We start from the raw sequence: 20,150 nt of genomic DNA, 5'->3' as shown, positions 1-20,150 counted from the left end.
TTTCGTCGCCCCGTCCGTGATCAGCCCTCGGCCACCGGTCCCCCTACGGGACTGCCGAGGACTCTGGCGGTGAAGATCGCCAGCTGCCTGCGCATCTCCCCGTGGGCCATGCTCTCGTCGGCCAGCTACTCGACGAGGTCGGCCCGGGTGGCAGCGAGCAGTGGATGGGCGGCGAAGTCGCTGTCGGTCAGACCAGGGATCTGCTCCAGCAGGTCGCGGAGCAGGGTGTGCCATCGCTTGTACTGATCCCCGGAGAGCAATGTACGGCCGGGCATCCTTCACGCTCCTGCGGGACCGGGATCCTCACCCGCTCATGAACGATGTTGCGCTACTGACGATGAGCCGGCCGACCGGCTCTGCGTATAGTGCTCTGACCGGGAAGGTTCGCCGGGGCAGTGGTCGCTTCGACAGTCTTGGAGCCAGCCGTGCATTCTCCTTTGGGTGTAGCTCGTCCTGAGTGACGGCATGCCCGATGCGAGTGGGCTGCGACGGCTGCTGGTCAGCAACGAAGTGTCAGTACTGTCTTCTAATATCCGCACCATGCGTAGGTTCTTCATGGCGGGTGGGCGGAAGCTGTCGTATCTGGACTTCGGGGGTCCGGGAAGGCCGCTTCTGGCCCTGCACGGGCATTACAACGAAGCTTCGGCGTTCGCGCCGTTGGCTGCGGCACTGACCCCACGGTGGAGAGTGATCGCGCTCGATCAACGCGGGCATGGAGAGTCCGACCGTGCTCGCAGTTACGAGCGGGACGAGTACGTGGCCGATGTGGCTGCCTTTCACCGGCATCTGGGAGTCGGCCCTGTGGCGGTGCTGGGCCACTCACTGGGCGGAGTGAACGCCTACCAGTTCGCGGCCCGGCACGCGGACAAGGTCAGCGCGTTGATCGTCGAGGACATCGGTGCGGTCGTGGACTGCGACTGGTCGTTCACCACACGCCTTCCCGGCGTCACGCCGTCCCGGGAAGCGCTGGTCGCGGCTCTGGGCACGACGGCGCCCTATCTGGAGTGTTCCTTCCGGCAGACAGCCCAGGGCTGGGGGTTCTCATTCGACATCGCTGACACCGTGGCGTCCCAGAAGGCTCTCAACGGTGATCACTGGAACGACTGGATATCGGTGTCCTGTCCCACGCTGCTGGTCCATGGAACGCGCAGCGACGAGTTGGCGGCCGATCACGCCAAAGACATGGTCGCCCGCTGTGCCGGCAGAGTCCGCCTTGCCGAGCTGACCGCCGGTCACGTCGTGCATCACGATGTTCCAGCGCAGTTCGCCGATGCGGTCACCGTCTTTCTCTCCGAACTCTGCTGAACCACAGTCCCTCAGGCTGTCAGGCGATACCTGTCCTGGTCATGGTCCTCATGGGTTCGGTGGTGTTCGCGGGCCAGGTGATAACGCCAGTACGCTGGGAAGTCGCCGTTGCTGATGAGTGCGCGCAGCTTGAGGACGGCTTCGGCGCCTGTCAGGCCCCAGCGGGCGCCGGTGATATCGAGGCAGTCGGCGATGAGGCTGATAGGCCGTCGGCAGCACCGACGCGTCCAGCCCGGGCCGTCACGCCGGCACGGTCTGCACCCCGATCACCGAACCAGCACCCGGCGCCGTGGCCTCATCCGCCTTGCCGGCCTTGTCGACCTCGGCAGCACCCGCACCCGCATCCGGGGTGGTCTCGGCGAGGACCTCGTCCACCGTCTCCCGCGTGATCTGCAGCCGCGTCAGCCGTTCCTCGGCCGCCGTGAGCAGCTGCTTCAACTCACGAAGGGCCACTGCGTCCGAACGTGCTGTACCGAATCGCGCGTGGTGTGAGGGTCTGACGCTCTCGGCTCGGTCGCTTGTCAGGCTGTGGCGGGGAGCGGGCGTCCGCCCCCGCGGATGCCCTTCTCGCTGCGGATGCGGGCGCGTTCGCGACGCTGCGCCGCGAGGACGTCGGGGTGGCGGGCGTTGGTGTTGCGCCAGCGCAGGTAGGCATGCAGGGCCCGGGTCTGCACGCGGTGGTTGCGGTGGTTGGAGTTGGCGATCGTGAACTGCCGCAGTGGCCCGAAATGGGCTTCGATTGGGTTGGCCCAGGAGGCGTAGGTCGGGGTGAAGCACAGCTCGACGCGGTTCTTCTTCGCCCAGCCACGGATCTTGTCGCCCTTGTGGGCGGACAGGTGGTCCAGGATGACGTAGATCGGGGCGCCGTCCGGACGCGCGGCCCGGATCGACCTCAGTGCGGCCAGGGTGTTCACCGCACCCTTCTTGCGGCGGTTGACGCCCCACAGCCGGTCGTCGCCGACGGAATAGCAGCCGTGGAAGTACCGCACCCCGTGGGTGCGGTGGTAGGTCGCGGGATGGCGCTCGGGTTGACCGATGGGAGCCCAGCCAGCCCCGGCGGTGGGGCGGATGCCGAGCGGCCCGAACTCGTCGAACGCGAACACGCGGTCCGGGAAGGGTTCCAGCGCCTCCTCGATGCGGCCCAGCTTGGCGTCGCGCTCGGGTCGGGCGACTCCTTCCAGGTCTTGGTGCGTTGGAAGGTGACGCCGCGGCGGGCGAGCAGGCACCGTAATGCCTCGCGGCCGACCCGGATCACTCGGCCGTGCACTTTCCGCAGGTAGGCGGCGAGTTTGCGGATGGACCAGCGGGTGAAGGGCCGGGCCGAGCTTGGTCGGGCGGGTAGTGGCCGTCTGGACGACGAAGTCCTCGTCGTCAGGACTGAGCAGGCGGGGACGGCCTCCCGCCCAGCGAGGGTCCAGGCAAGCCAGGCCGATCTCGTTGAACCGGTGGATCACGTCGCGGACGGTGTCCTCGTCGGCCTGGACCAGCTTCGCGATCACCGGGACCCTGTTTCCACCGGCCGAGGCCAGCAGCATCATCGCGCGCCGGTACCGCACCGAGCTGGTGCTGCCCCGGCGCACGATCTGCTGCAGCTTCTGCCCTCCTGGTCGGTCAACCTGCGCACACGGACAGGCTCAGCCACCACACCCCCAACGGTCGGATCGGACGTCTGCGGACATCCAACCGCTGGAACCGCCGGCCCGGCGAACCTTCCCGGTCAGAGCAATAGACACGCCGAGAATCTCGTCGACCTGCACTCCTACGACATCGAGGAGCCCCTGCCCGAACAGACATAGCGACTCCTCCCAGGGGTGCCCGACGCTGCCGATCAGGAAGTCTTCCGTGAGGTAGACGTAGTAGTCGCTGAGGTCGACAGGACAGGCCCGGAGAGCAGCACGTGCGGCTGGTCGTGTGCCCACACGGGCCGGGAACGAAGTGGCCCCGCGCCCGCCGGATGGCGAGCGCGGGGCCGGAGGTACGGCACGAGACCGGGACAACGGGTACGCCTAGCTCAGCGTCTTCAGCGCCGCCCCGTCGTACGGCTTGAGCTCCTCGAGCCGGTCCCCCAGGACCTTTGCCGCCCACTGCGGATCCTGGAGGAGGGCGCGGCCGACGGCGACCAGATCGAACTCGTCGCGCTCCATGCGGTCGAGGAGGTTGTCGATGCTGCCGACCTCGGCGCCCTCGCCCGCGAACGCGCGGATGAAGTCGCCGTCGAGGCCGACCGAACCGACGGTGATGGTGGGCCTGCCGGTGAGCTTCTTGGTCCAGCCTGCCAGGTTCAGGTCCGAGCCTTCGAACTCCGGGAGCCAGTAGCGGCGGGTGGAGGCGTGGAAGGCGTCGACGCCGGCCGCGGCGAGCGGGGTGAGGATCGCCTCCAGCTCCTCCGGTGTCTCGGCGAGCCTCGCGTCGTAGGCTTCCTGCTTCCACTGCGAGTAGCGGAAGATCACCGGGAAGTCGGGCGAGACGGTCTCGCGGACGGCGGCCACGATCTCGGCCGCGAACCTCGTGCGGGCCACCTGGTCGCCGCCGTAGGCGTCGGTACGGCGGTTCGTCCCCGCCCACAGGAACTGGTCGAGGAGGTAGCCGTGGGCGCCGTGCAGTTCGACGCCGTCGAAGCCGATGCGTTCGGCAGCCGCGGCAGCCTCGGCGAAGGCACTGATGACGTCGTCCAGGTCGCGCCGGGTCATCGCCTTGCCTGCGTTCTCGGTGCCGTCGACGCGGATGCCGGAGGGGCCGATGGCGGGGGCCTCGGCGTAGGGCGCATCGCCCTGCTTGCGCACCATGCCGATGTGCCACAGCTGCGGCACTATCGTGCCGCCCGCAGCGTGAACGGCCTCGGCGACCTTCGTCCACCCCGCCAGCTGCTCCTCACCGTGGAACCGCGGCACACGGTTGCTCGACCCGGCCGACTCGTGGCCGACGTAGGTCCCCTCGGTGACGATCAGGCCGACACCGGCAGCGGCGCGACGGGCGTAGTAGGACCGCACGTCCTCACCGGGGACGCCGCCCGGGGAGAACATGCGTGTCATGGGCGCCATCACGATGCGGTTCGGGACGGTCAGGCCGTTCAGCGCGACAGGCCGGGACAGGATCTCGGCCGCACGGGAGGCGGAGGACGTAGTGACGGTCATGGGGGGGTGCTCCTTGTCAGTATCAGTAGGTATGCGCAACGCGCATTGAATGGGTGCAGGGGTCGACCGTCCGGGCGGTCACGGCATTCCGCCTGTCCGGCGAGCTGCCCTGTGGTCCAGGACACCGCCGCCTACTGCGTAGCGGGGTGCGCCAGTGCCCCGCGGCCCTCGGCGACGGCCGGCGTCGACGCCACGGGCGGGTAGCCGCCGGCGATGAGCGAGTACTCCCCCGCGGTCAGGTCGGTGAAGGCGTACGCGCCGTCGGCGTCCGTGCTGGTGGTGCGCACCACGTTCCCGGCGGCGTCCACCAGCGTCAGCCGGGCATCGGGCAGTGGGCGGCCGCCCTCCCCGGCACGTACGGTGCCTCGAACCTGCAGACCGGCCGGTCCTGTGGCGCGAGGGAGCCTGACGCCGTACGCAACCGGGGTGGCCGCCGCCATGACCGTGGCGGCCTGTGGCTGATGGCCGTCGGCGGCCGCGATCAGGACGTACGGGCCACCGGTCGGGGCGTACAGTGCGTACCGGCCGTCGGGTTGGGAGATCGTGCGGCCCACTTGCCGTCCGTCCGGCGAGACGAGGGCGAGGGCGGCACCGCCCAGCACCTCGCCGTCGGCGTCCCGCACCAGGCCGTGGAACCCGGCCCCGGCCGGCACAGCAACGGCCGTCTCCACGACCGGAGTTGACGAGGTGCCCGCGCTTGCCTCACCCGCCTCGACGACCCGGAGGCCGTGCTGTCCGCGCAGGCCGAGCCAGCTGATCACCGCGACCAGCGCGAAGGCGACGGCTCCGATGCCGAAGGTGAGGGTGAACCCGGATTCGGCGGGCAGTGGCGGAACGCCCGCCGGCAGGTGCTCGATGGTCTTGGACGCCAGGATCGTGGTGACGACGGCGCTGCCGATCGCGCTGCCGGTGGAGCGGGAGATCGAGTTGATGCCGTTGGCGATGCCGCTCTGGTGGTGCGGGACGCTCGCCATGATGACGGCGGGCATGGCGGCGTAGCCGAAGCTGACGGCCGCGCCGGTCATGAGGCCGGCTCCGATGACCGAGGCGGTGTGGGCGTGGTCGAGGGCCAGCCAGCCGAAGCCGGCGGCCCCGAATGCGGCGGCCATGCCGAGCACGTACCGGGGGCCGCGGTGGCGGACGAGCCTGCCGCCGATGGGCGAGGTGAGCAGGGAGACGATCGCGCCGGGCAGCAGGAACTCGACGGATGCGCGCAGGATGGACGCGTCGAAGCCGAAGCCGGTGAGCGCCTCGGGCATCTGCACGAGGTAGGAGACCCCGAGGAAGTTGGCGAACATGCCGAAGCCGACGAGGATGCCGGCCAGGTTGGCCATGAGGACCGGGCGGTGGACGAACATCCGCATGTCGACGAGGGGCTCGCGGACCTTGAGTTCGACCAGGACCCAGATCGCGGTCATGACGACCGCGCCGACGAAGGTGCCCAGCGTGCGGCCGGAGGCCCAGCCCCACTCGTGGCCCTGGGAGATCGGCAGCAGGAGCAGCAGCAGGGCGATGCCGAGGGTCAGCGCGCCGAGGAAGTCGGTGCGTCCGCCGGTCTTGTGCCGGGTCGCCGGGACCAGGGATACGACGGCGAGCAGGGCAAGGACCGCGAATCCGGTCGCCATCCAGAAGGCGTTGCGGTAGTCGGCTTCTTCGCCGGAGGTGAGCAGGCCCGTGGCGACGAGCGCGAGCCCGCTGCCGAACGCGAGGGTGCCGCTGACCAGTGCCATGGCGCCGGGTAGCTTCTGTGGCCGGATCTCTTCACGCAGGACGGAAAGGGCCAGCGGAAAGATCGCGGTGGCGGCACCCTGGAGCACCCGGCCCAGGATGAGCAGCGGCAGTGAGCTCGCGACTGCGGCGATGACGGAGCCCGCGACCATGACGACGAGCACGGCCACCAGGGTGGGCTTCTTGCCGTGCTGATCGCCGAAGCGGCCGAGCAGCGGGGTGAAGACGGCGGCGGACAGCAGGGTGGCGGTGGTCACCCAGCTGACGTTGGCGGTCGAGGTGCCGAGGTCGCCCTGGATCAGGCCCAGGATCGGGACAGGCAGGGTCTGCATCATCGACACGACCATGGCGGCCAGGCTCAGGGCGAAGACGATGACCGTCTCGTTCCGTTGCCCGGGGGCGGATACGGCGTGGCTCATGGGTGGCGGGACCTTCTCAATGCTTCAGATCTTTGATGTTTGATGACCTCAAGTACTCCCCTGGACGGTAGACCTTAATACTTAAGATAGTCAAGTAAATAATTGATGATGAGAAGCATCTTGAGTATGCTCCAGCCATGAGCGCCACCACCCCGCAGGCACCCACCAAGCTCCAGCTGCTGGAACTGCTCGCCGCCATCGGCACCGCCCAATGGCGCGATTTCGCCGCCGCCGCCGCCCAACACGGCCTCACCGCCATGCAGGCCAAGGTCCTCGCCCAGCTCGACGGCCCGCTGCCGATGCGCGGAATCGCCACCCTGCTGGTGTGCGACGCGTCGAACGTCACAGGGATCGTGGACCGCCTGGAGGCCCGCGAGCTGGTCCGCCGCGAAGCCGACCCCGCGGACCGCCGGGTGAAGAACGTCGTCGCGACCGACGCGGGCCGCGAGATCATCCGCCGCGTGCGCGAGGAGATGCAGGAAACCCACGGCGCCCTCGACGCCCTGGGCGAAGCCGAGAGCGCGACGCTCTACGCCCTGCTGCAACGCTTGCGGCCGACGATGGACCAGGACGCCTGACAGGTCCGAATCCTCATGGGCAGCGAAGCGAGTCATCGCTGTCCGAATCCGGAGTGAGACCTCTTTCGACGGACCGCGGGGTTCGCTTCAGCAGCGGTTCCGGCCGGGCGAAGATCTCATCCGCCACCTGGGCAGGCAGTCCTTTGCCGAGAGCGATCTGGCCCCGGCCGGAACCGTTCCAACCTCTGAGCATTCAGATCACCTCACCAGGCGGTACGACATCACGACCGCATGGCCGTCCAACGAGAGATGCCGGCGGTATGGTTCGCCGGGCCTGGTGAAGACCGTTGCCGACGCGCCCACGGCATGGCGGAGGCTCGGCCCGGCGGGGCGGGCTCCATCCCGCGCACGCTCCGCGTCATCCGAGTCCTTGCATGTGCATTTCCTCGAGGTAGGTGGGCTGCTCAGGCCGCGCGCGGATCACTCGGGAGTAGCGGCTGGAGGTACGGCACCAGTCGTGACAGGCTCTCATCTGTGCCTGGAGGTCATCGACGAAGACGTAGGCGCTTTCCCTGTCGGGCAGGGGAAGGGCAGCGGCATCGAAAAGTGCCGGGAGCTGCGATTTGAGGTGCAGGAATTCATCGGTGTGGCGGCGAACTATCGACCTGGTCTCCGTGAGGGCTTCCTGCCGTGAACAGAGCCGGTGGTGCTGAAGTACGAGCACCAGGTTGTGGAAGTCTCCTCTGGCTTCTTCTTTGGCCACCGAGAACGCGTCCTGAATGATGTTGACGACCTGGACCGTCGCATTATGCATCTTCTGGATTTCCGGCATGGAAAAGACGGTTTCAGGCAATTCGTAATGACCCATGCGTTCGGCACAGTCGATCAGTACATTTTCCAGCCCTGCCTTGTGGCGCAGGCGGAGGTAGGTCTCGACGTCGGGCACGATACCGCTTCGGCGGTTGATGGTCTCGCTGGTGTAGGCGTTGAGGAAGTCTTCCCAGTTCCGGGCCGACCGCTGCTGCCACGACGCTGACATCCCGCGGACCTGACGAGACCGTATCGACGCCAGCCCGCTTGCCGCGGGGGTGAGATTCTCCTTCGGCACCGCTCCGGGAGATGAGTACACGATATCGATGAGTTGTTGAATGATCTGTGCGACCCTGTGGGGCTGTATTCCCAGGGGTCCGTCGAACTGGTCATCCACCAAGAGGAACCAGCCTGCGATATCCATCCCTAATTCCAGGTCAGCTCCCGTCGCGTGCGGCCAGAAGCGGGCAGCAACACCCGGCACGTCCCATCGGTGGTACTCGCGGAGGGATCCTCGGCTCAGCAGTCCGTGCTCTTGAATCCAGGCAATATGGTGAGCCGCTGCGGATTCAACGGCCTGACTGATCCGTGAAGGGAAGGGGAGGTCGAACGAGAATTCTTGCATGGTGCGCTCTCCTTGCCCGGCTGACTTCATGCGGATCTCAAGTGGCGAAACCTCGGGCACACCGTCCCCCCGACCGGTCGCTCGGTACGATTATCAGAGCGCGAACCGGTGACCGGGTCCAGAGTGGAAGCACAACCCCGGCGTGAGGATGCACCGCACAATCCGGCCCGCGCCCCTCACACCCGAAGTCGTTCGTCACCGTGTTGACGTCCCTTCCTTCGGCGCGACGCCGCCGGCGCGGGTCCGGCGCCTCGGCGAACAGAAGACGCCGACACCGATGCCAACTCCCAGCCGCAAAGCCCGTCCACACGTTCCGCACTCAGGATGCGCTTGGCGAGAAGGTCCGGTTTCTTCGACCGGATCACCCTTTCAGGTGCCCGGTTGATCGCGTCTCCGCACGACGGGCATCGTGGTTCTAGGCTGATACCTCGTCAAACAGCTCTCATGAGACGTCGTTGCCTACAGCGGGGAGTGACCGGTGACAGAGGTCGGATTCCAGTCCTGTCCGAGCGGCCTCAAGGGCAGCGCAGGGGGCACCACTTCCGCGCTGCCCTCCCCCGCCCGGCGGACGGGCGAGCCCGGCGCCAAGGACACCGGCACGGACCACCAGTCGCCGAACTCCCCGTTCCAGCCGAGCGCCGACCCGGTCCAGGCAGGGTTCTTCTGCTGGGACGTCGCCACCGGAGAGATCAACTGCGATCCGCCTACCTTCCAACTCCACGGCCTTCCCGATGGCAGCCCTCCTCATCTCGACACCTTCCTGTCGAGGATCCCGGAATCCGATCTGCCCGAGTTCGTGGATGCGCTGCAGTCGATGGCGGAGGCCGGTGGCACCTACCAGATCGCCTACCGGATCGCGGCGGGTGAGGGCGTCTGGCGCTCGCTGGAGGCCCGAGGGCGTGTGCTCGCCGATGCGGCGGGAGTGCCGACAAGAATGGTCGGGGTGGTGATGGACACCACGGCCGCACATGAGCGTCAGGAAGCCGAGAAGCGACGGCTCTACGAAGGGGCGACCCGCAATCGTCGGATGCAGCAGCTCACCGCCGCGTTGGCGGCGGCCGTGACGGTGAAGGACATCATGGCCGCCACGCAGGTGGGGCTGCAGGACTTTGGCGCGAACGGGCTCGCCGTGGTGGCGTCGCAGCGCGATGGGCTGTCGGTCGTGGCCTCCTGCGGCTGTCCCGACGAAGAGCTGGTCGCCGTCTGCGATGCGGACACCGGCGCGGGCTCTGTGGTGCAGGACGCCCTTGCGCGCGATGCTCCGGTGTTCGTCGCCTCCGTCACCGATCTGGCCGCCGCGTACCTGCTGCCGCAGCAGGCCGCCGAAGGTTCTCGCCGCCGGGCGTGGGCGGCGATTCCCATGGCGGATTCCCGGGGGCCGATCGGGGTCTGCCTGATGGGATTCCCTTCGCCCCAGGAGTTCGGTCCCGAGGAGCGGGCGCTGCTGGTGGCCCTCGCCGGACTGCTCGCCCAGTCGTTGGAGCGGGCGGGGATGTACGAGTCGCAGCACGCTCTGGCCACGGAACTGCAGCGCGGAATCCTGCCCCCGGGCCCGCTGTCGGCGCCAGGCTTGACCATTGCTGCCCGCTACCAAGCGGCCACGTCGGGCATGTGGATCGGCGGTGACTGGTACGACGCCATCTGTCTTCCCGACGGCGCGGTGGCAGTGGTGATCGGAGACGTCCAAGGCCACAGCGTGCACGCGGCCTCCCTGATGGGCAAGCTACGCACGGCCATTCATGCCTATGCATGCGAGGGCCACGGTCCGGCGGCCGTGCTGGCACGGACGAATCGGCTGCTGGCCGAGTTCAACCCGGACCCGGACCGGGCGATGCTGGCCACGTGTTGCTATCTGCTGATCCGCCCTGCCGAGGGGACGCTCGAAGCCTGCACAGCGGGCCATCTGGCTCCTGCCCTGATCGCTCCAGGTGAGCCACCGCGCCTCCTCGACATCGCCGGCGGCCTCCCGCTCGGCGTCGACCCGCAGGCCCAGTACCCGACCGAGCGGATACCCGTCCCCCCTGGCAGCGTGCTGGCGGTCACCACCGACGGGCTCCTGGAAGCCGCGGGGGGAGACATCGGCGTGGCCATCGAAGCTTTTCTAGCAGGGTTGGCAGGAGCCGCGACAGCCGACCTCGAGGTCCTTGCCGACGAGCTCCTTGCCGGGGTCCAGCGGGCACCGCGCCGCAGCGACGACATCGCCCTGCTGTTGGCCCGCCTCGCCGGCCCGCCGGTGCGCTGACGGGCCGTCTGCGACCCGGAGTACGGCGAAACCTACTTCGGTCTGCTCGCGCAGCTGAAGGCCGGTGGGCTCACCACCAAGGATGTCAAGGTCCAGCACATCGGCTTCACCCAGCAGGCCGCACTGGCCGGCAAGAAGGTGGACGCGGTCATGGGCTACCTGAACAACGACGCCGTCCAGTTCCAGCAGGCGGGCATCGAGGTCCGTCCGGTGGAGGGCACTGCCGGCACGACGGCGCTCCCGCTGGTCGCGGCCGGGCTCGGCGCCGCGGAGAAGACGCTGGACCAGCGCGGCGACGAGGTGCGCAAGTTCGTCGCCGCCACCCTCCGCGGTGTGCAGTACACCTGGAGCACCCCGACGAGGCGGTGAAGATCAACAAGACCTACATACCCGGGATGAACAACCAGAAGCAGCAGGACTCCGCGCTCGCGGTCCTCAAGGCCACCGCGCCGCTGATGAAGCCGCCGGCCTCCGGCAAGCCAGGTCACAACGATCCGGCAACCTGGACCAGGATGGCGAACTTCATGAAGGAGCAGGGTCTGCTGGACAAGCCGGTGACCGCCACCGACGCCTTCAGCAACAACTACCTTCCCTGATCCGTCACCCGGCCGGTCCGGCGGGGACACACCGTGTCCTCGCCGGACCGCCACCCGGCCCCCGCGAGCGGGGCGCGGCCGACCGGACGGCGGCGCGCACCGGCCCCCGGCGTGGGTGCGTCGGTTCTCACCTCCGTGCGCGGGCGTGGCGGGCCTGCTGGGCTCAGCGCGCGAACGACACGTCGTAGTAAGTGTCGGCCAGCGTTCCGGAGGCGGTGTAGCACCGTACCTGGATGCCCGTGCTCGGCGTCCAATAGTCCACCTTGCAGTGCTTGGAGTCGGCTCCGTAAGCCGTCACCTGCACGTTGCCGTACCCCAGTGGCATGTTCGGGGTCCAGACGCGGTAGACGCCGACACCCTGCCGCGTGATTCGATTGGTGCTGCCGCTGGAGTTGTACTGGTACGCCAGGGCCGGTGAGTACGCGGCTGTGGTCGGCTGGTTGGCCCACGCGTACGCTGCGGGTGTGGTGCGCAGGATGCCGGTGCCGCGTGCGTAGGTGAACGAGAACCTGGTGTCGCGCAGTGCCCCGCCGAGGGTGAAGCAGCGGACGTCGGCGATCTGCGCGGTCCCCGACGGGTACCAGTTGACGACCTTGCAGCGCGCTGTCACGTCGCCGTATGCAGTCACCTGCACATGGCCCGCTGCGGAGCCGATCCCCGGGAGCCGCACCGAATACTGGCCTACGCCGCTTCGCGTGATGGTGTTGGTGGCACCGGACGAATTGAACTGGTAGGTCGTGGAGGGCGTGTAGGAACTCGAGCTGGGCTGGTTCGCCCACAGGTAGCCGAACCTGCCGCCGAGGTAGGCGGTGTTCACGAAGCTCGCGGTGAACCTCGTGTTGGCGCGAGATCCGCTCGGCGTGAAGCACCGTACCCGCACATCGAGCCGGTCACCGACCGGGGCCCAGCCGGCCACGTTGCAGGAGTGGGAGGTCGCTCCGTAAGCGGTGACGTGCACAGTGCCGCCCGACAGCCCCAACTTGGGCAGCCGTACCGTGTACTGCCCGACACCGGTACGGACGACGGTGTTCACGCCGCCGGTCGAGTTTCGGCTGTAGGAACCGGCAGGCGTGTAGGGCGTGTTGAGTGCGGAGGACGCCTGGTTCGCCCATACATAGGCGAAGCCTCGGCTCCCGGCCGCGTGCGCGTTGGACGGCACAAGAGCGACCATTCCGGCGGTGACCACAAGTGTCACCAGGGTGCCCAATGTTCGGGCCCCCCACCCTCTGAAAACCCTAAAGAATCCTGTGTGCATGCCATTACCCTTCTTTCGCCCGACCGGCATCGGATCGTGCCGGACCAGGGACAGTGGAATGTGGGGAGAAGCGCTTGATGCGCTGTTCTCCTGAATCGGTTCCGAGCGGAACCCAGCAATGACGTCTTCGCGCTCGTAGCACGGGTCGCGGGCACAATGATGTTGCGTGCACGTCGGCGCAGAGGCCATGGACACCGGCAGAGACGCTTACGTCGGCCGGTCCCCCTCGCCGCTTCTGCAGGGCCGGCAGAGCGCCTGTGACAGTGATTCCTGCGGTGATGACCAGCCGGAAACAGAGTCCGGTCCGGTGTGGGCGTCATCGACTGCGTCATGGGTCGCGGCGACGCGTCACGTCGACATCGTCGTACGCACTCTCCAACACCCCTCGGGCGACATCGCCGGGAATCAGAGCCAGCCGGTCGAGCTGGCTTACCCCCACCTCTTTCGAACACAAGGTTATTTGACTGCCGGCGGATTCTGTCGAGATCATCCGCCTGCGCAGACAGAGAATTGCATACCCTGAGCCGGACAGCCACTCCCAGAAAGAGATGAAGAGAGGCGAAGCGGCGCAATGGAGCGCGCGCCCCGGCTCACGCTCCCCCATCTCGGCCAGCGTGCAGGCTCGGCGTCTCCCCTTTCCTTTTCCGCGTCTCGAACAAGCCATCGAGCATTGCCTGAATCGGTTTGTTCACCGACTGACTTTTCTTCCGGGAGGCGGGGCCGACCAAGGCCGGGAAAGGGAGCCGGGTCGGAGCGGGGACGGGTGCCGGGTCACGGCGGACCAGGGCAGGGACGGGAGCCGCCGCTACGCGGCCCGGCCCGGCGGAAACAACCCTCACCGGAACCCCGTTGGCGACGCAATCCGCAGAGGCCGCAGGCACGAGGCATCACCACTGACCAGGAGCCGTGTCACCGCTGGCGCCTGGGGCTCGCGACCAGCGCGATCCCCTTCATTACCGCGTGGCCCATTGCCATAGCAGGTCCCACACCCTTGAGGTGGGTGGTGCCTGGCCGGCTGAAGTCCGGTTCGCACTGCGGGCGCTGCGGGCGCTGCGGCGGCTGGCACGGCCAGGCACAGTCCGCATGGTCCGGCCCCTGCACCGGCCCGGTACAGCACCGTCAGCGCCGTTGCACGGCAAGGGGATTGTCGCCGATGAGGGGTGGGTACGTCACCGAGATCCAACGGAGGGGCTCAGGAGTGAAGCGGAGTCCGACGGAGTCGGGGGCGGAGGGTGTCAGCGACAACAGGCATCCTCTCGCGGCCTGTCGAGACACGGGGGAAGCAGTCGTGAGTGACCGTTACACAGAATTTGTCGTATCCCCGGACACGAGCCGGTTCGGCCGCGTGGCATGGGCGATCGTACCGGCCGCCATCCTGCCGGGCATCAGCTTGACGCTCATGCTCGCGGGCGGGCACGGCACCAGCGAGGGACTCGGGCCGACGGCCGTACCGGCGGCCATCGTCCTCGTCGCGCTCCCGTTCCTGTGGTACGTGACCTACGCAGTCCTGCACACCGTGAACGCGTATGTGGCACTCGTGGGCGGCGCCGTTGTGGTGCGCAACTGGGCGCGTCGGCTGACCACCGTCGAAGGGCCCGGCTTCCTTATTCGCACCCATATCGACTCCAGCGGCATCGCCGGCGAGGTACTCATCGTGGGTGATGACCATGCCGCCGTGATGCTCAATCCCCGGCAGTGGCGTGAAGCCGAACTCAATCGGGTGTGGCGTAATGCGGCTCTTCAGCAGCAGCCCGGGGGCATGCCAACTCCACGTGAGCTGCGCAGGCGTTACCCGACCATCCGGATACCCCTCTACATCCGGCACCCCGGCATCGTCTACACCTTCTGGACCCTCCTCGTCGTCCTCTACATCGGAATAGTGGTCAACGTCTTCGCCCGCATCTGAGGAGGCGGCGACCGGGCACAGCCGGCCGGGCCGCGCACCGATGTTCGGCAGTCAGGCGCCTGGATGAGTCGCAGGGCGGGGGGCCTGCGCGGCGGCGTCGAGCGGTGGCGATCCTGCGGGTGCATCAGTTCCATTTCCACGCCGCGCAGCACCTGCTGAAGGAGTCGTTGGAGAGGCCGATCGCGTGACCGATCACCGAAGAGGCGTGACCGATCCGGGCGCGCGCACCACCAACGCCCACGTCAGCTCTGTGAACGATCTGTGCAACCCTTGCCTGCCGAGGGCATGGGCCACCGTGTCGCGGAGATGTCCGGCCCTACGGCAGCCCCCGGCGTGGTTGTCCCAAACGTCGGCGGACTCGTCAGGCGGTCAGCGGATTCGTACCGCCGTGACGGTGAAGCGTTCGACTTCGGCGACGTGCCCGCCGGTGGATGCGACAACCGTGAGCACGGGGTCGCGTGCCCCGGAGAAGGCCACCGTCACGTTCCAGGGCTGATCGTCGCCGCCCGCGGACGTACAGCACGGGGAGGTGCCCAACGGCGCCGCGGACGACGGCTGGCGCACCTGGACGCGGATGCTCTCATCCACTCCGGAGATCCGCCCGCCGGTCACCAGCGGGGACCGCACGAGCGACCCGTACCCGGGCTTGGTCAACGAGAACGTCGTGTCGTCGGTGCCCACGACCTCCCACGGGGCGTCCGGTCCTGCGCCGAACCGCACCAGGTGAATCACCGCTGCGGTGCCGCCCTCAGGACCCGACGGTGCGACTCCGATGCGGGCGTGTCGACCGCTGACCTTGCGCGAGGAGACGCGGTCGATCTCTTTGAAGCCCAGATAGTCACGAGTGAAGGACAGCGCGGTCTGATCCGGGTCGAGATGCCAGGGCTGGTGGCCGCCGGACCGGTAGGTACGTTCCCACGCCTGGGCCTGGGCGAGCGTGGCGAACGGCCACACCGGCTGGAGGCTGCGGGAGCCGAGCGGTGGTGTGGGCGTGGTCGGGGCTTGCGTGGCCCCTGGGGTGGCCGCCGACGATGCCTCGGGCCGGGGCATTGTGGGCGACTGCGACGGCGCGGACGTCCCCGGTGCGGCGGATGCCGACCCCGATGCATTCGGCGATCCCCCGGAAACGCTGCACGCGGTGAGCATCAGGCCAGTCGCGGTCCCTACGGCGAAGAGCCTGAATGGGAGCCAGATGTTCATAGGTGCCCCAGAAGAGGTGGAAACCGAACGCCGATCGGCCTGTGCGGCTATCGTGCCATCAGTCCGGTCCGGGTCACAGAGGCTGCGCCGTACTGCTCAGAGGACTTCCCTGTCAGCATCGCCACGCCGAAGCGCCTCACGCAGGTCATGCGCTGACGACCGACGGTATACCTCACCCCCACCGACCGGCCAGAGGGCCGGAGCGGGGGCAACAACGCCTCGCACAAAGTGCCGAAGTGGTCCCACTCCATCCGGGCATCCACCTGCGGGGGCTCCATCCGCAGTCATGCCAGGCCGATGGGGGCAGGAAGCGGGCCTGGCGCGGTGTGGCCGAAACCGCCCTGCTGGGCGTGGTGCCGGTGTACGGGGATCGGTGATCGTCCTGTCCAGGGGCCGGGTGCGGGCCATAATCTGCCGATGGACAGCGAGCAGGCGATGGGCCACCAGGATCAGGGCCCGGCAGGCCCGTTACCGGCCGAGGGGGGCGGAGCGGGCTGGCCCAGGTGGCGCGGCGACGAGCCGGTCACCGCTCCGGGCGGGCACCCGTATCTTCTTGCTGCCGTGAGGATGACGGTTCCCGCGGGCCGGATGTGGCAGCGTCACCGCCTCGTCGAGAACGAACAGCTGCATACCCGGCTCGTGCCGCTGCTCGGCAGCCTGCCTCTGAGTCACTCCCTGCTGCAGGAGCCGCACGGCGGTCTGCCCTGCCGCTTCCATGACCGAACTCTCGCCCTGTGGCAGGACCCCGACCCCGGCCACTGGCCCAACACCCTCTACCGCCTCTACACCGAACAGGACGGCCCCCGCCTGGGCATCGGCGAAGTCACCGTCACCCTGCGCCTGGAAACCAGGACCGGGCAGCTTCAGCAGCACCGCCGGACCGTCAGCGAGTGCAACGTCCGCGCCGATGCCCGTCTCATCCTCACCCAACTCCCCCACCACCACCTGCCCCGTCCCTGAACCCGGAGACGACGCGGGTGCGGACAACCGCCAGGCCAAAGCGCAGTCAGGGTCAGCTTCGGGTGTGTGCCACGGCACCAGGCGCAGCAGGAGATCGAGGGGGCTGCCGGCGGCGGTGCGGGTGGCGGGCTAGGAGGCCAGTGAAGATCTTGCTCTGGCTGCCCGACTCCCCCCCTTGCCGCTGAACTCCTTGGCCGCGGCGCCCGTGCTCTCTTCGGCCTTGTCAGCGGCGTTCTTGGTGTCGGGCTCGAGATGCTTCTCGATGGCGTTGGCCGCCGCCTTCTTCTGCGCGGGAGTCGAAGCCAGGTGGGGGGCGCCGTCCCCGCCTCCGCTCTCAGAGGCAACCTGGTTTAGCCGCCGTGCTGTTGAGCCGGATCTGCCTGCTGGCGGTTCGCCGTGCCGGCCGCTTGCCGAGCGCACCCGCGCTGTGTCCGGGGCGCCCGCCGCCATGCCCGGCATGTACGAACGCTGCAAGGCAAGGTTCCCTGCCCGCAAGAAAGGCATGTCTAGGCACCGGGAACGCGGAAGGAACGCCGAGACCCGGAAGTGAGACTCCCGGTCGGGCACATGAATCCAGGGACCGGTCGGACCCGCAGCGGCACGCCGGTGCCCTCGCTTCGGGTCGGCATGTCCGCAGCTCGCGGCAGCCGGACCGCGGGACCGTCCTCGGAGTACTCGCACGACGAGCCGTGCGGCCGAACCAGGTCAGGCACCGCCCGCCGGTCCTCGGCCAAGCCTGGTGGCCGGCCGCCACGTTGTGGCCCAGCGGAAGACCTGGCGGATTGTTTGCCGGGCCCGCTGCGGTCCCGCTTGGCTCCCGGCAGCCGCCAAAGCCGTCCTCACCCTGGAGAGCCACCGCTGGACATGCTCAGTCAGGCTCCGGGATTGAGGTCCTGCAGGACGGCCTGTCCCGCCGCACGGTGCTCGGCGGCCGCAGTGGGATCCCTCTCGACGAGCACGATCGCGATCCCCTCGTGGGCCAGCGCTTCCTCGTGCCGGTATCCCAGTGCCGGGGCCAGCTCCAGCGCCTGCCGGTGCAGCCGTAGCGCCTCCTCGGGCAGGCCTGCAAGCCGGCAGGTCTCGCCGTAGCCGTTGAGGAAACGGATCTTCCAGTGTTCTTCGAACAGCTCGTCCAGCAGCGCGAACGCCTTGCGATGAGCAGCCAGTGCCTCCTCGTACCGGCCCATCTGCCGCAGCGCGACGCCCAGGCAGTTGAGGCACCACGCCTCGTTGTGCAGGTGCCCGTCCTCGCGGGCCAGCGCCAGCGCCTGATGCAGGTGCTCCGCCGCCTCGTCGGGTTCCTCACGGGCGATGGCCACACCGAGGGTGATCCGAGCCGTCAGCGTGGCCGGCCATGCGGGGTCGGCGTGGGGGAAGTCCAGCACCTCCCGGGCCCGCTGTGCCGCCTGATCGCGATGTCCCAGCTGCAGCATCGCCCAGGCCTGGGCCGCGGCCGCATGGGCCACGCCCGTCGGGCAGCCGGCCTTCTCGTACAGCCTTTCCGCCAGCCTGAAGAGTTCGAGCGGCTCCTCGACATACCCCTCGTCCCACTTCAGATAGCCGCGGCGCATGGCCAGTTCGGCTTCCGGCCCCATGTCCTGCGCCTGGGACAACTGCGGCCTTGCCGCCTCGTACGCGGCGTCGGCCTCCGCCGTCCTGCCCGCGTTGTAGCGCGCGAAGCCCAGATCGCTGTGCGCCTCGGCCAGTTGCAGCGGATCGCCCAGGCGCTCAGCGGCGGCCAGTGACCGCTCGAAGAGGGCGTTGAGATGCGTCGTGCCGCAGCGCCGCGCGAAGTACGCCCGCAAGAAGCGCGGCAGCTCGCACACGTGCGCGTCCGCCCCGACGGCGACCGCCGTCTCGAAGGCACCCACCAGGTTCTCGTACTCCGTGACGAGCCAGGCAAAGGCCGCGTTCTTGTTCGCGAACTGCGGCAGCTCGGCCGGGGGCCGGCCCACGGAGGCCGGGCGGGCGGGCGACAGGAACGGCATCGCGGCATCAGCGGCGGCCGCCGCGTGCACGTAGTAGTCGAGCATCCGGCCCAGCGCCCGTTCCCGCTCGGCCGGCGGGTCCTGCTCTGCGCCGGCCCGGCGCGCGTGCTGGTGGACCAGGTCGTGCAGCCGGTAGCGGCCGGCCACCGGCTGCTGGACCAGGTGCGCGTCGAGCAGGTCCTCCAGCATCGCCCGGGCGCTGCGCAGCGGCACGTCCGCCAGCGCCGCCGCCAGGTACTCGTCGAAGTACGCCCCGGGAAGCAGGCCCAGCATCCGGAACAGGCGGGCCTGGGCCCGGTCCAACTGCCGCACGGACATGGCGAACGCGGTGTCGAACTCGCTCGCGCCCTGCGCCATCCGCTCGACGAGGATGCCCACGGTCCAGCCCGGCCGGTGCCGCAGCCGGGCCGCGGCCAGCCGCAGGGCCAGCGGCAGATGCCCGCACAGCCGCAGCACCTCGGCGGCGGACTCCGGCTCGCGGGCCAGCCGGCCGTCGGGCCCGCCGGCCTCGCCGCTGGCACGGGCCAGCAGCTCCGCGCTTTCCTGCGGGCTCAGCACGTCCAGCGACACCGGGGGCACCTCATCCAGGCCCAGGAGCCGGTTGCGGCTGGTGATCAGTGCGACCGAGGGGCCGGCGCCGGGCAGCAGCGGGCGGACCTGGTCGGCGTCGGCGGCGTTGTCGAGGACCAGGACGACCCGTCGGCGGGCCAGCTCCGACCGCCAGCAGGCGGCCAGCTGTTCGACGCCCTCCAGCGGGACCTTCTCGGAGGGTACGTCGAGCGCGGCGAGCAGCATCCGCAGCGCGGACTCGGGATCGAGCGGATCCCGGCCCTCGGTGAACCCGTGCAGGTCCACATAGAGCTGTGCGTCCGGGTAATCGGCGGCGAGCCGGTGCGCGGCGTGCATCGCCAGACAGGTCTTGCCGACACCGGCCATGCCGTCGACGGCGACCACCCGGTGGCTGTCCACCGCGGCGAGAAGGGCGGCGAGCTGGGCCTGGCGCCCGGTGAAGTCGCTCACGTCGCGCGGCAGATCGTTGCGGGGCCTCGGCCGGCCCTGGCGGCTGGACTTCGGGGGCGCGGGAAGAGGGCTGGAGGAGCGTTCCCACAGGGGGCGCAGTGGACGGGGGTCGCGCTTGACGAGTCGGCACAGTGCGATCACCGCGGGCCAGGGCGGCACGGTCTGGCCGCTGAGGTAGCGCGACAACGACGAGGAGCTGAGGCCGGTGTCCCGCGCGAGGGCCCGTACGCCGAGCCCGGACAGTTCCTGGAGCAGACGCAGCCGGGCCGCGAGCTCGTTCTGCGGGTCTGCCTTCGCCGTTTGTTGCCGCACATCCATCAGATGCCCCCCGTGTCCCGTCCCGTCAGAAACCTACCGGGCCAAGTCGCCGCTGCTCAAGGCTGTTTCAGCTGTCCCACGGTGTCCCACCGCCGTGGCCGTGGTGAGCGGATCCGGCTGATATGG

At 68.9% G+C, this 20,150-nt stretch carries 17 protein-coding genes and 2 pseudogenes; 7 read left to right on the top strand and 12 right to left on the bottom strand.

Going from position 1 to position 20,150, the window contains the following annotated elements:
- Positions 1–125 precede the first annotated feature (125 nt).
- Complete coding sequence (locus tag OHS70_RS39250) at positions 126–275, bottom strand: hypothetical protein (RefSeq protein ID WP_443062710.1); 150 nt, start codon at positions 273–275, stop codon at positions 126–128.
- Between the two features lie 190 nt (positions 276–465).
- On the opposite strand from OHS70_RS39250, the gene OHS70_RS37405 reads away from it, so the two are divergent.
- A complete protein-coding gene (locus tag OHS70_RS37405) occupies positions 466–1,305 on the top strand; it encodes an alpha/beta fold hydrolase (RefSeq protein ID WP_328405105.1) in 840 nt (279 codons plus the stop codon).
- An 11-nt stretch (positions 1,306–1,316) separates the two neighbouring features.
- On the opposite strand, the pseudogene OHS70_RS37400 reads toward OHS70_RS37405, so the two are convergent.
- From OHS70_RS37400 to OHS70_RS37380, 7 genes and pseudogenes are all read right to left on the bottom strand, one after another.
- Positions 1,317–1,502 (bottom strand): annotated as a pseudogene (locus tag OHS70_RS37400) (ISKra4 family transposase); the annotation flags it as partial.
- Between the two features lie 43 nt (positions 1,503–1,545).
- Positions 1,546–1,758 (bottom strand): hypothetical protein, encoded by a 213-nt coding sequence (locus OHS70_RS37395; RefSeq protein ID WP_328405103.1) that lies wholly within the window; start codon positions 1,756–1,758, stop codon positions 1,546–1,548.
- 68 nt (positions 1,759–1,826) lie between these two features.
- Positions 1,827–2,885: an IS630 family transposase gene (locus tag OHS70_RS37390; protein ID WP_328405101.1), complete on the bottom strand. Its 1,059-nt coding sequence runs from the start codon at positions 2,883–2,885 to the stop codon at positions 1,827–1,829.
- A gap of 54 nt (positions 2,886–2,939) precedes the next feature.
- Entirely contained in the window at positions 2,940–3,224 is a 285-nt protein-coding gene (locus OHS70_RS39245; protein ID WP_443062709.1) for a DUF2716 domain-containing protein, read from the bottom strand.
- Between the two features lie 87 nt (positions 3,225–3,311).
- A complete protein-coding gene (locus OHS70_RS37385; protein ID WP_328405099.1) occupies positions 3,312–4,439 on the bottom strand; it encodes an NADH:flavin oxidoreductase in 1,128 nt (375 codons plus the stop codon).
- Between the two features lie 131 nt (positions 4,440–4,570).
- Positions 4,571–5,062 (bottom strand): MSCRAMM family protein, encoded by a 492-nt coding sequence (locus OHS70_RS39240; protein WP_443062780.1) that lies wholly within the window; start codon positions 5,060–5,062, stop codon positions 4,571–4,573.
- A 96-nt stretch (positions 5,063–5,158) separates the two neighbouring features.
- A pseudogene (locus OHS70_RS37380) lies at positions 5,159–6,586 on the bottom strand (MFS transporter); the annotation flags it as partial.
- Positions 6,587–6,723: 137 nt separating this feature from the next.
- Here OHS70_RS37380 and OHS70_RS37375 point away from each other — a divergent pair.
- Positions 6,724–7,164, top strand: coding sequence for a MarR family winged helix-turn-helix transcriptional regulator (locus OHS70_RS37375; RefSeq protein ID WP_328405095.1), 441 nt, complete (start codon positions 6,724–6,726; stop codon positions 7,162–7,164).
- A 358-nt stretch (positions 7,165–7,522) separates the two neighbouring features.
- Here the strand turns inward: OHS70_RS37375 and OHS70_RS37370 are convergent, their stop codons facing one another.
- The gene (locus OHS70_RS37370) at positions 7,523–8,539 is read right to left on the bottom strand and encodes a terpene synthase family protein (RefSeq protein WP_328405093.1); all 1,017 of its coding nucleotides are present in this window, start codon (positions 8,537–8,539) and stop codon (positions 7,523–7,525) included.
- Between the two features lie 478 nt (positions 8,540–9,017).
- On the opposite strand from OHS70_RS37370, the gene OHS70_RS37365 reads away from it, so the two are divergent.
- Genes OHS70_RS37365 through OHS70_RS37355 form a run of 3 tightly spaced genes read left to right on the top strand, consistent with a single transcriptional unit; the run spans position 9,018 to position 11,377 of the window.
- On the top strand, positions 9,018–10,781 hold the full coding sequence (locus OHS70_RS37365; RefSeq protein WP_328405091.1) for a SpoIIE family protein phosphatase: 1,764 nt from the start codon (positions 9,018–9,020) through the stop codon (positions 10,779–10,781).
- Between the two features lie 42 nt (positions 10,782–10,823).
- Positions 10,824–11,150: an ABC transporter substrate-binding protein gene (locus OHS70_RS37360; protein WP_328406167.1), complete on the top strand. Its 327-nt coding sequence runs from the start codon at positions 10,824–10,826 to the stop codon at positions 11,148–11,150.
- Positions 11,147–11,377, top strand: coding sequence for a hypothetical protein (locus OHS70_RS37355; protein WP_328405089.1), 231 nt, complete (start codon positions 11,147–11,149; stop codon positions 11,375–11,377). Before OHS70_RS37360 ends, OHS70_RS37355 begins: the two co-directional genes overlap by 4 nt.
- A gap of 163 nt (positions 11,378–11,540) precedes the next feature.
- On the opposite strand, the gene OHS70_RS37350 is transcribed toward OHS70_RS37355, so the two are convergent.
- Positions 11,541–12,572: a hypothetical protein gene (locus tag OHS70_RS37350; protein WP_328405087.1), complete on the bottom strand. Its 1,032-nt coding sequence runs from the start codon at positions 12,570–12,572 to the stop codon at positions 11,541–11,543.
- Positions 12,573–13,920: 1,348 nt separating this feature from the next.
- On the opposite strand from OHS70_RS37350, the gene OHS70_RS37345 reads away from it, so the two are divergent.
- Positions 13,921–14,538 carry a hypothetical protein gene (locus tag OHS70_RS37345; RefSeq protein ID WP_328405085.1) on the top strand — a complete coding sequence of 206 codons (618 nt, stop codon included), beginning with the start codon at positions 13,921–13,923 and terminating at the stop codon, positions 14,536–14,538.
- 369 nt (positions 14,539–14,907) lie between these two features.
- Here the strand turns inward: OHS70_RS37345 and OHS70_RS37340 are convergent, their stop codons facing one another.
- On the bottom strand, positions 14,908–15,492 hold the full coding sequence (locus OHS70_RS37340) for a hypothetical protein (protein ID WP_328405083.1): 585 nt from the start codon (positions 15,490–15,492) through the stop codon (positions 14,908–14,910).
- Positions 15,493–16,155: 663 nt separating this feature from the next.
- Between OHS70_RS37340 and OHS70_RS37335 the strand changes: the two genes are divergently transcribed.
- Positions 16,156–16,698, top strand: coding sequence for a hypothetical protein (locus OHS70_RS37335; protein ID WP_328405081.1), 543 nt, complete (start codon positions 16,156–16,158; stop codon positions 16,696–16,698).
- An 872-nt stretch (positions 16,699–17,570) separates the two neighbouring features.
- Here OHS70_RS37335 and OHS70_RS37330 read toward each other — a convergent pair.
- Positions 17,571–20,024: a tetratricopeptide repeat protein gene (locus OHS70_RS37330; RefSeq protein ID WP_328405079.1), complete on the bottom strand. Its 2,454-nt coding sequence runs from the start codon at positions 20,022–20,024 to the stop codon at positions 17,571–17,573.
- Positions 20,025–20,150: the final 126 nt, after the last annotated feature.

It is taken from the genome of Streptomyces sp. NBC_00390, from assembly GCF_036057275.1.
In the GTDB taxonomy this organism is placed as follows: domain Bacteria; phylum Actinomycetota; class Actinomycetes; order Streptomycetales; family Streptomycetaceae; genus Streptomyces.
The sequence above is the reverse complement of the archived record's forward strand: the minus strand, read 5'-3'. Positions and strand labels throughout refer to the sequence as shown.

Excerpts from the sequence above, each read along its gene's own strand:
- OHS70_RS37405 (WP_328405105.1), top strand. The coding sequence starts at position 466 with ATGCCCGATGCGAGTGGGCTGCGACGGCTGCTGGTCAGCAACGAAGTG.
- OHS70_RS37375 (WP_328405095.1), top strand. The coding sequence starts at position 6,724 with ATGAGCGCCACCACCCCGCAGGCACCCACCAAGCTCCAGCTGCTGGAA.
- OHS70_RS37385 (WP_328405099.1), bottom strand. The coding sequence starts at position 4,439 with ATGACCGTCACTACGTCCTCCGCCTCCCGTGCGGCCGAGATCCTGTCC.
- OHS70_RS37330 (WP_328405079.1), bottom strand. The coding sequence starts at position 20,024 with ATGGATGTGCGGCAACAAACGGCGAAGGCAGACCCGCAGAACGAGCTC.
- OHS70_RS39250 (WP_443062710.1), bottom strand. The coding sequence starts at position 275 with ATGCCCGGCCGTACATTGCTCTCCGGGGATCAGTACAAGCGATGGCAC.
- OHS70_RS37370 (WP_328405093.1), bottom strand. The coding sequence starts at position 8,539 with ATGCAAGAATTCTCGTTCGACCTCCCCTTCCCTTCACGGATCAGTCAG.
- OHS70_RS37335 (WP_328405081.1), top strand. The coding sequence starts at position 16,156 with ATGGACAGCGAGCAGGCGATGGGCCACCAGGATCAGGGCCCGGCAGGC.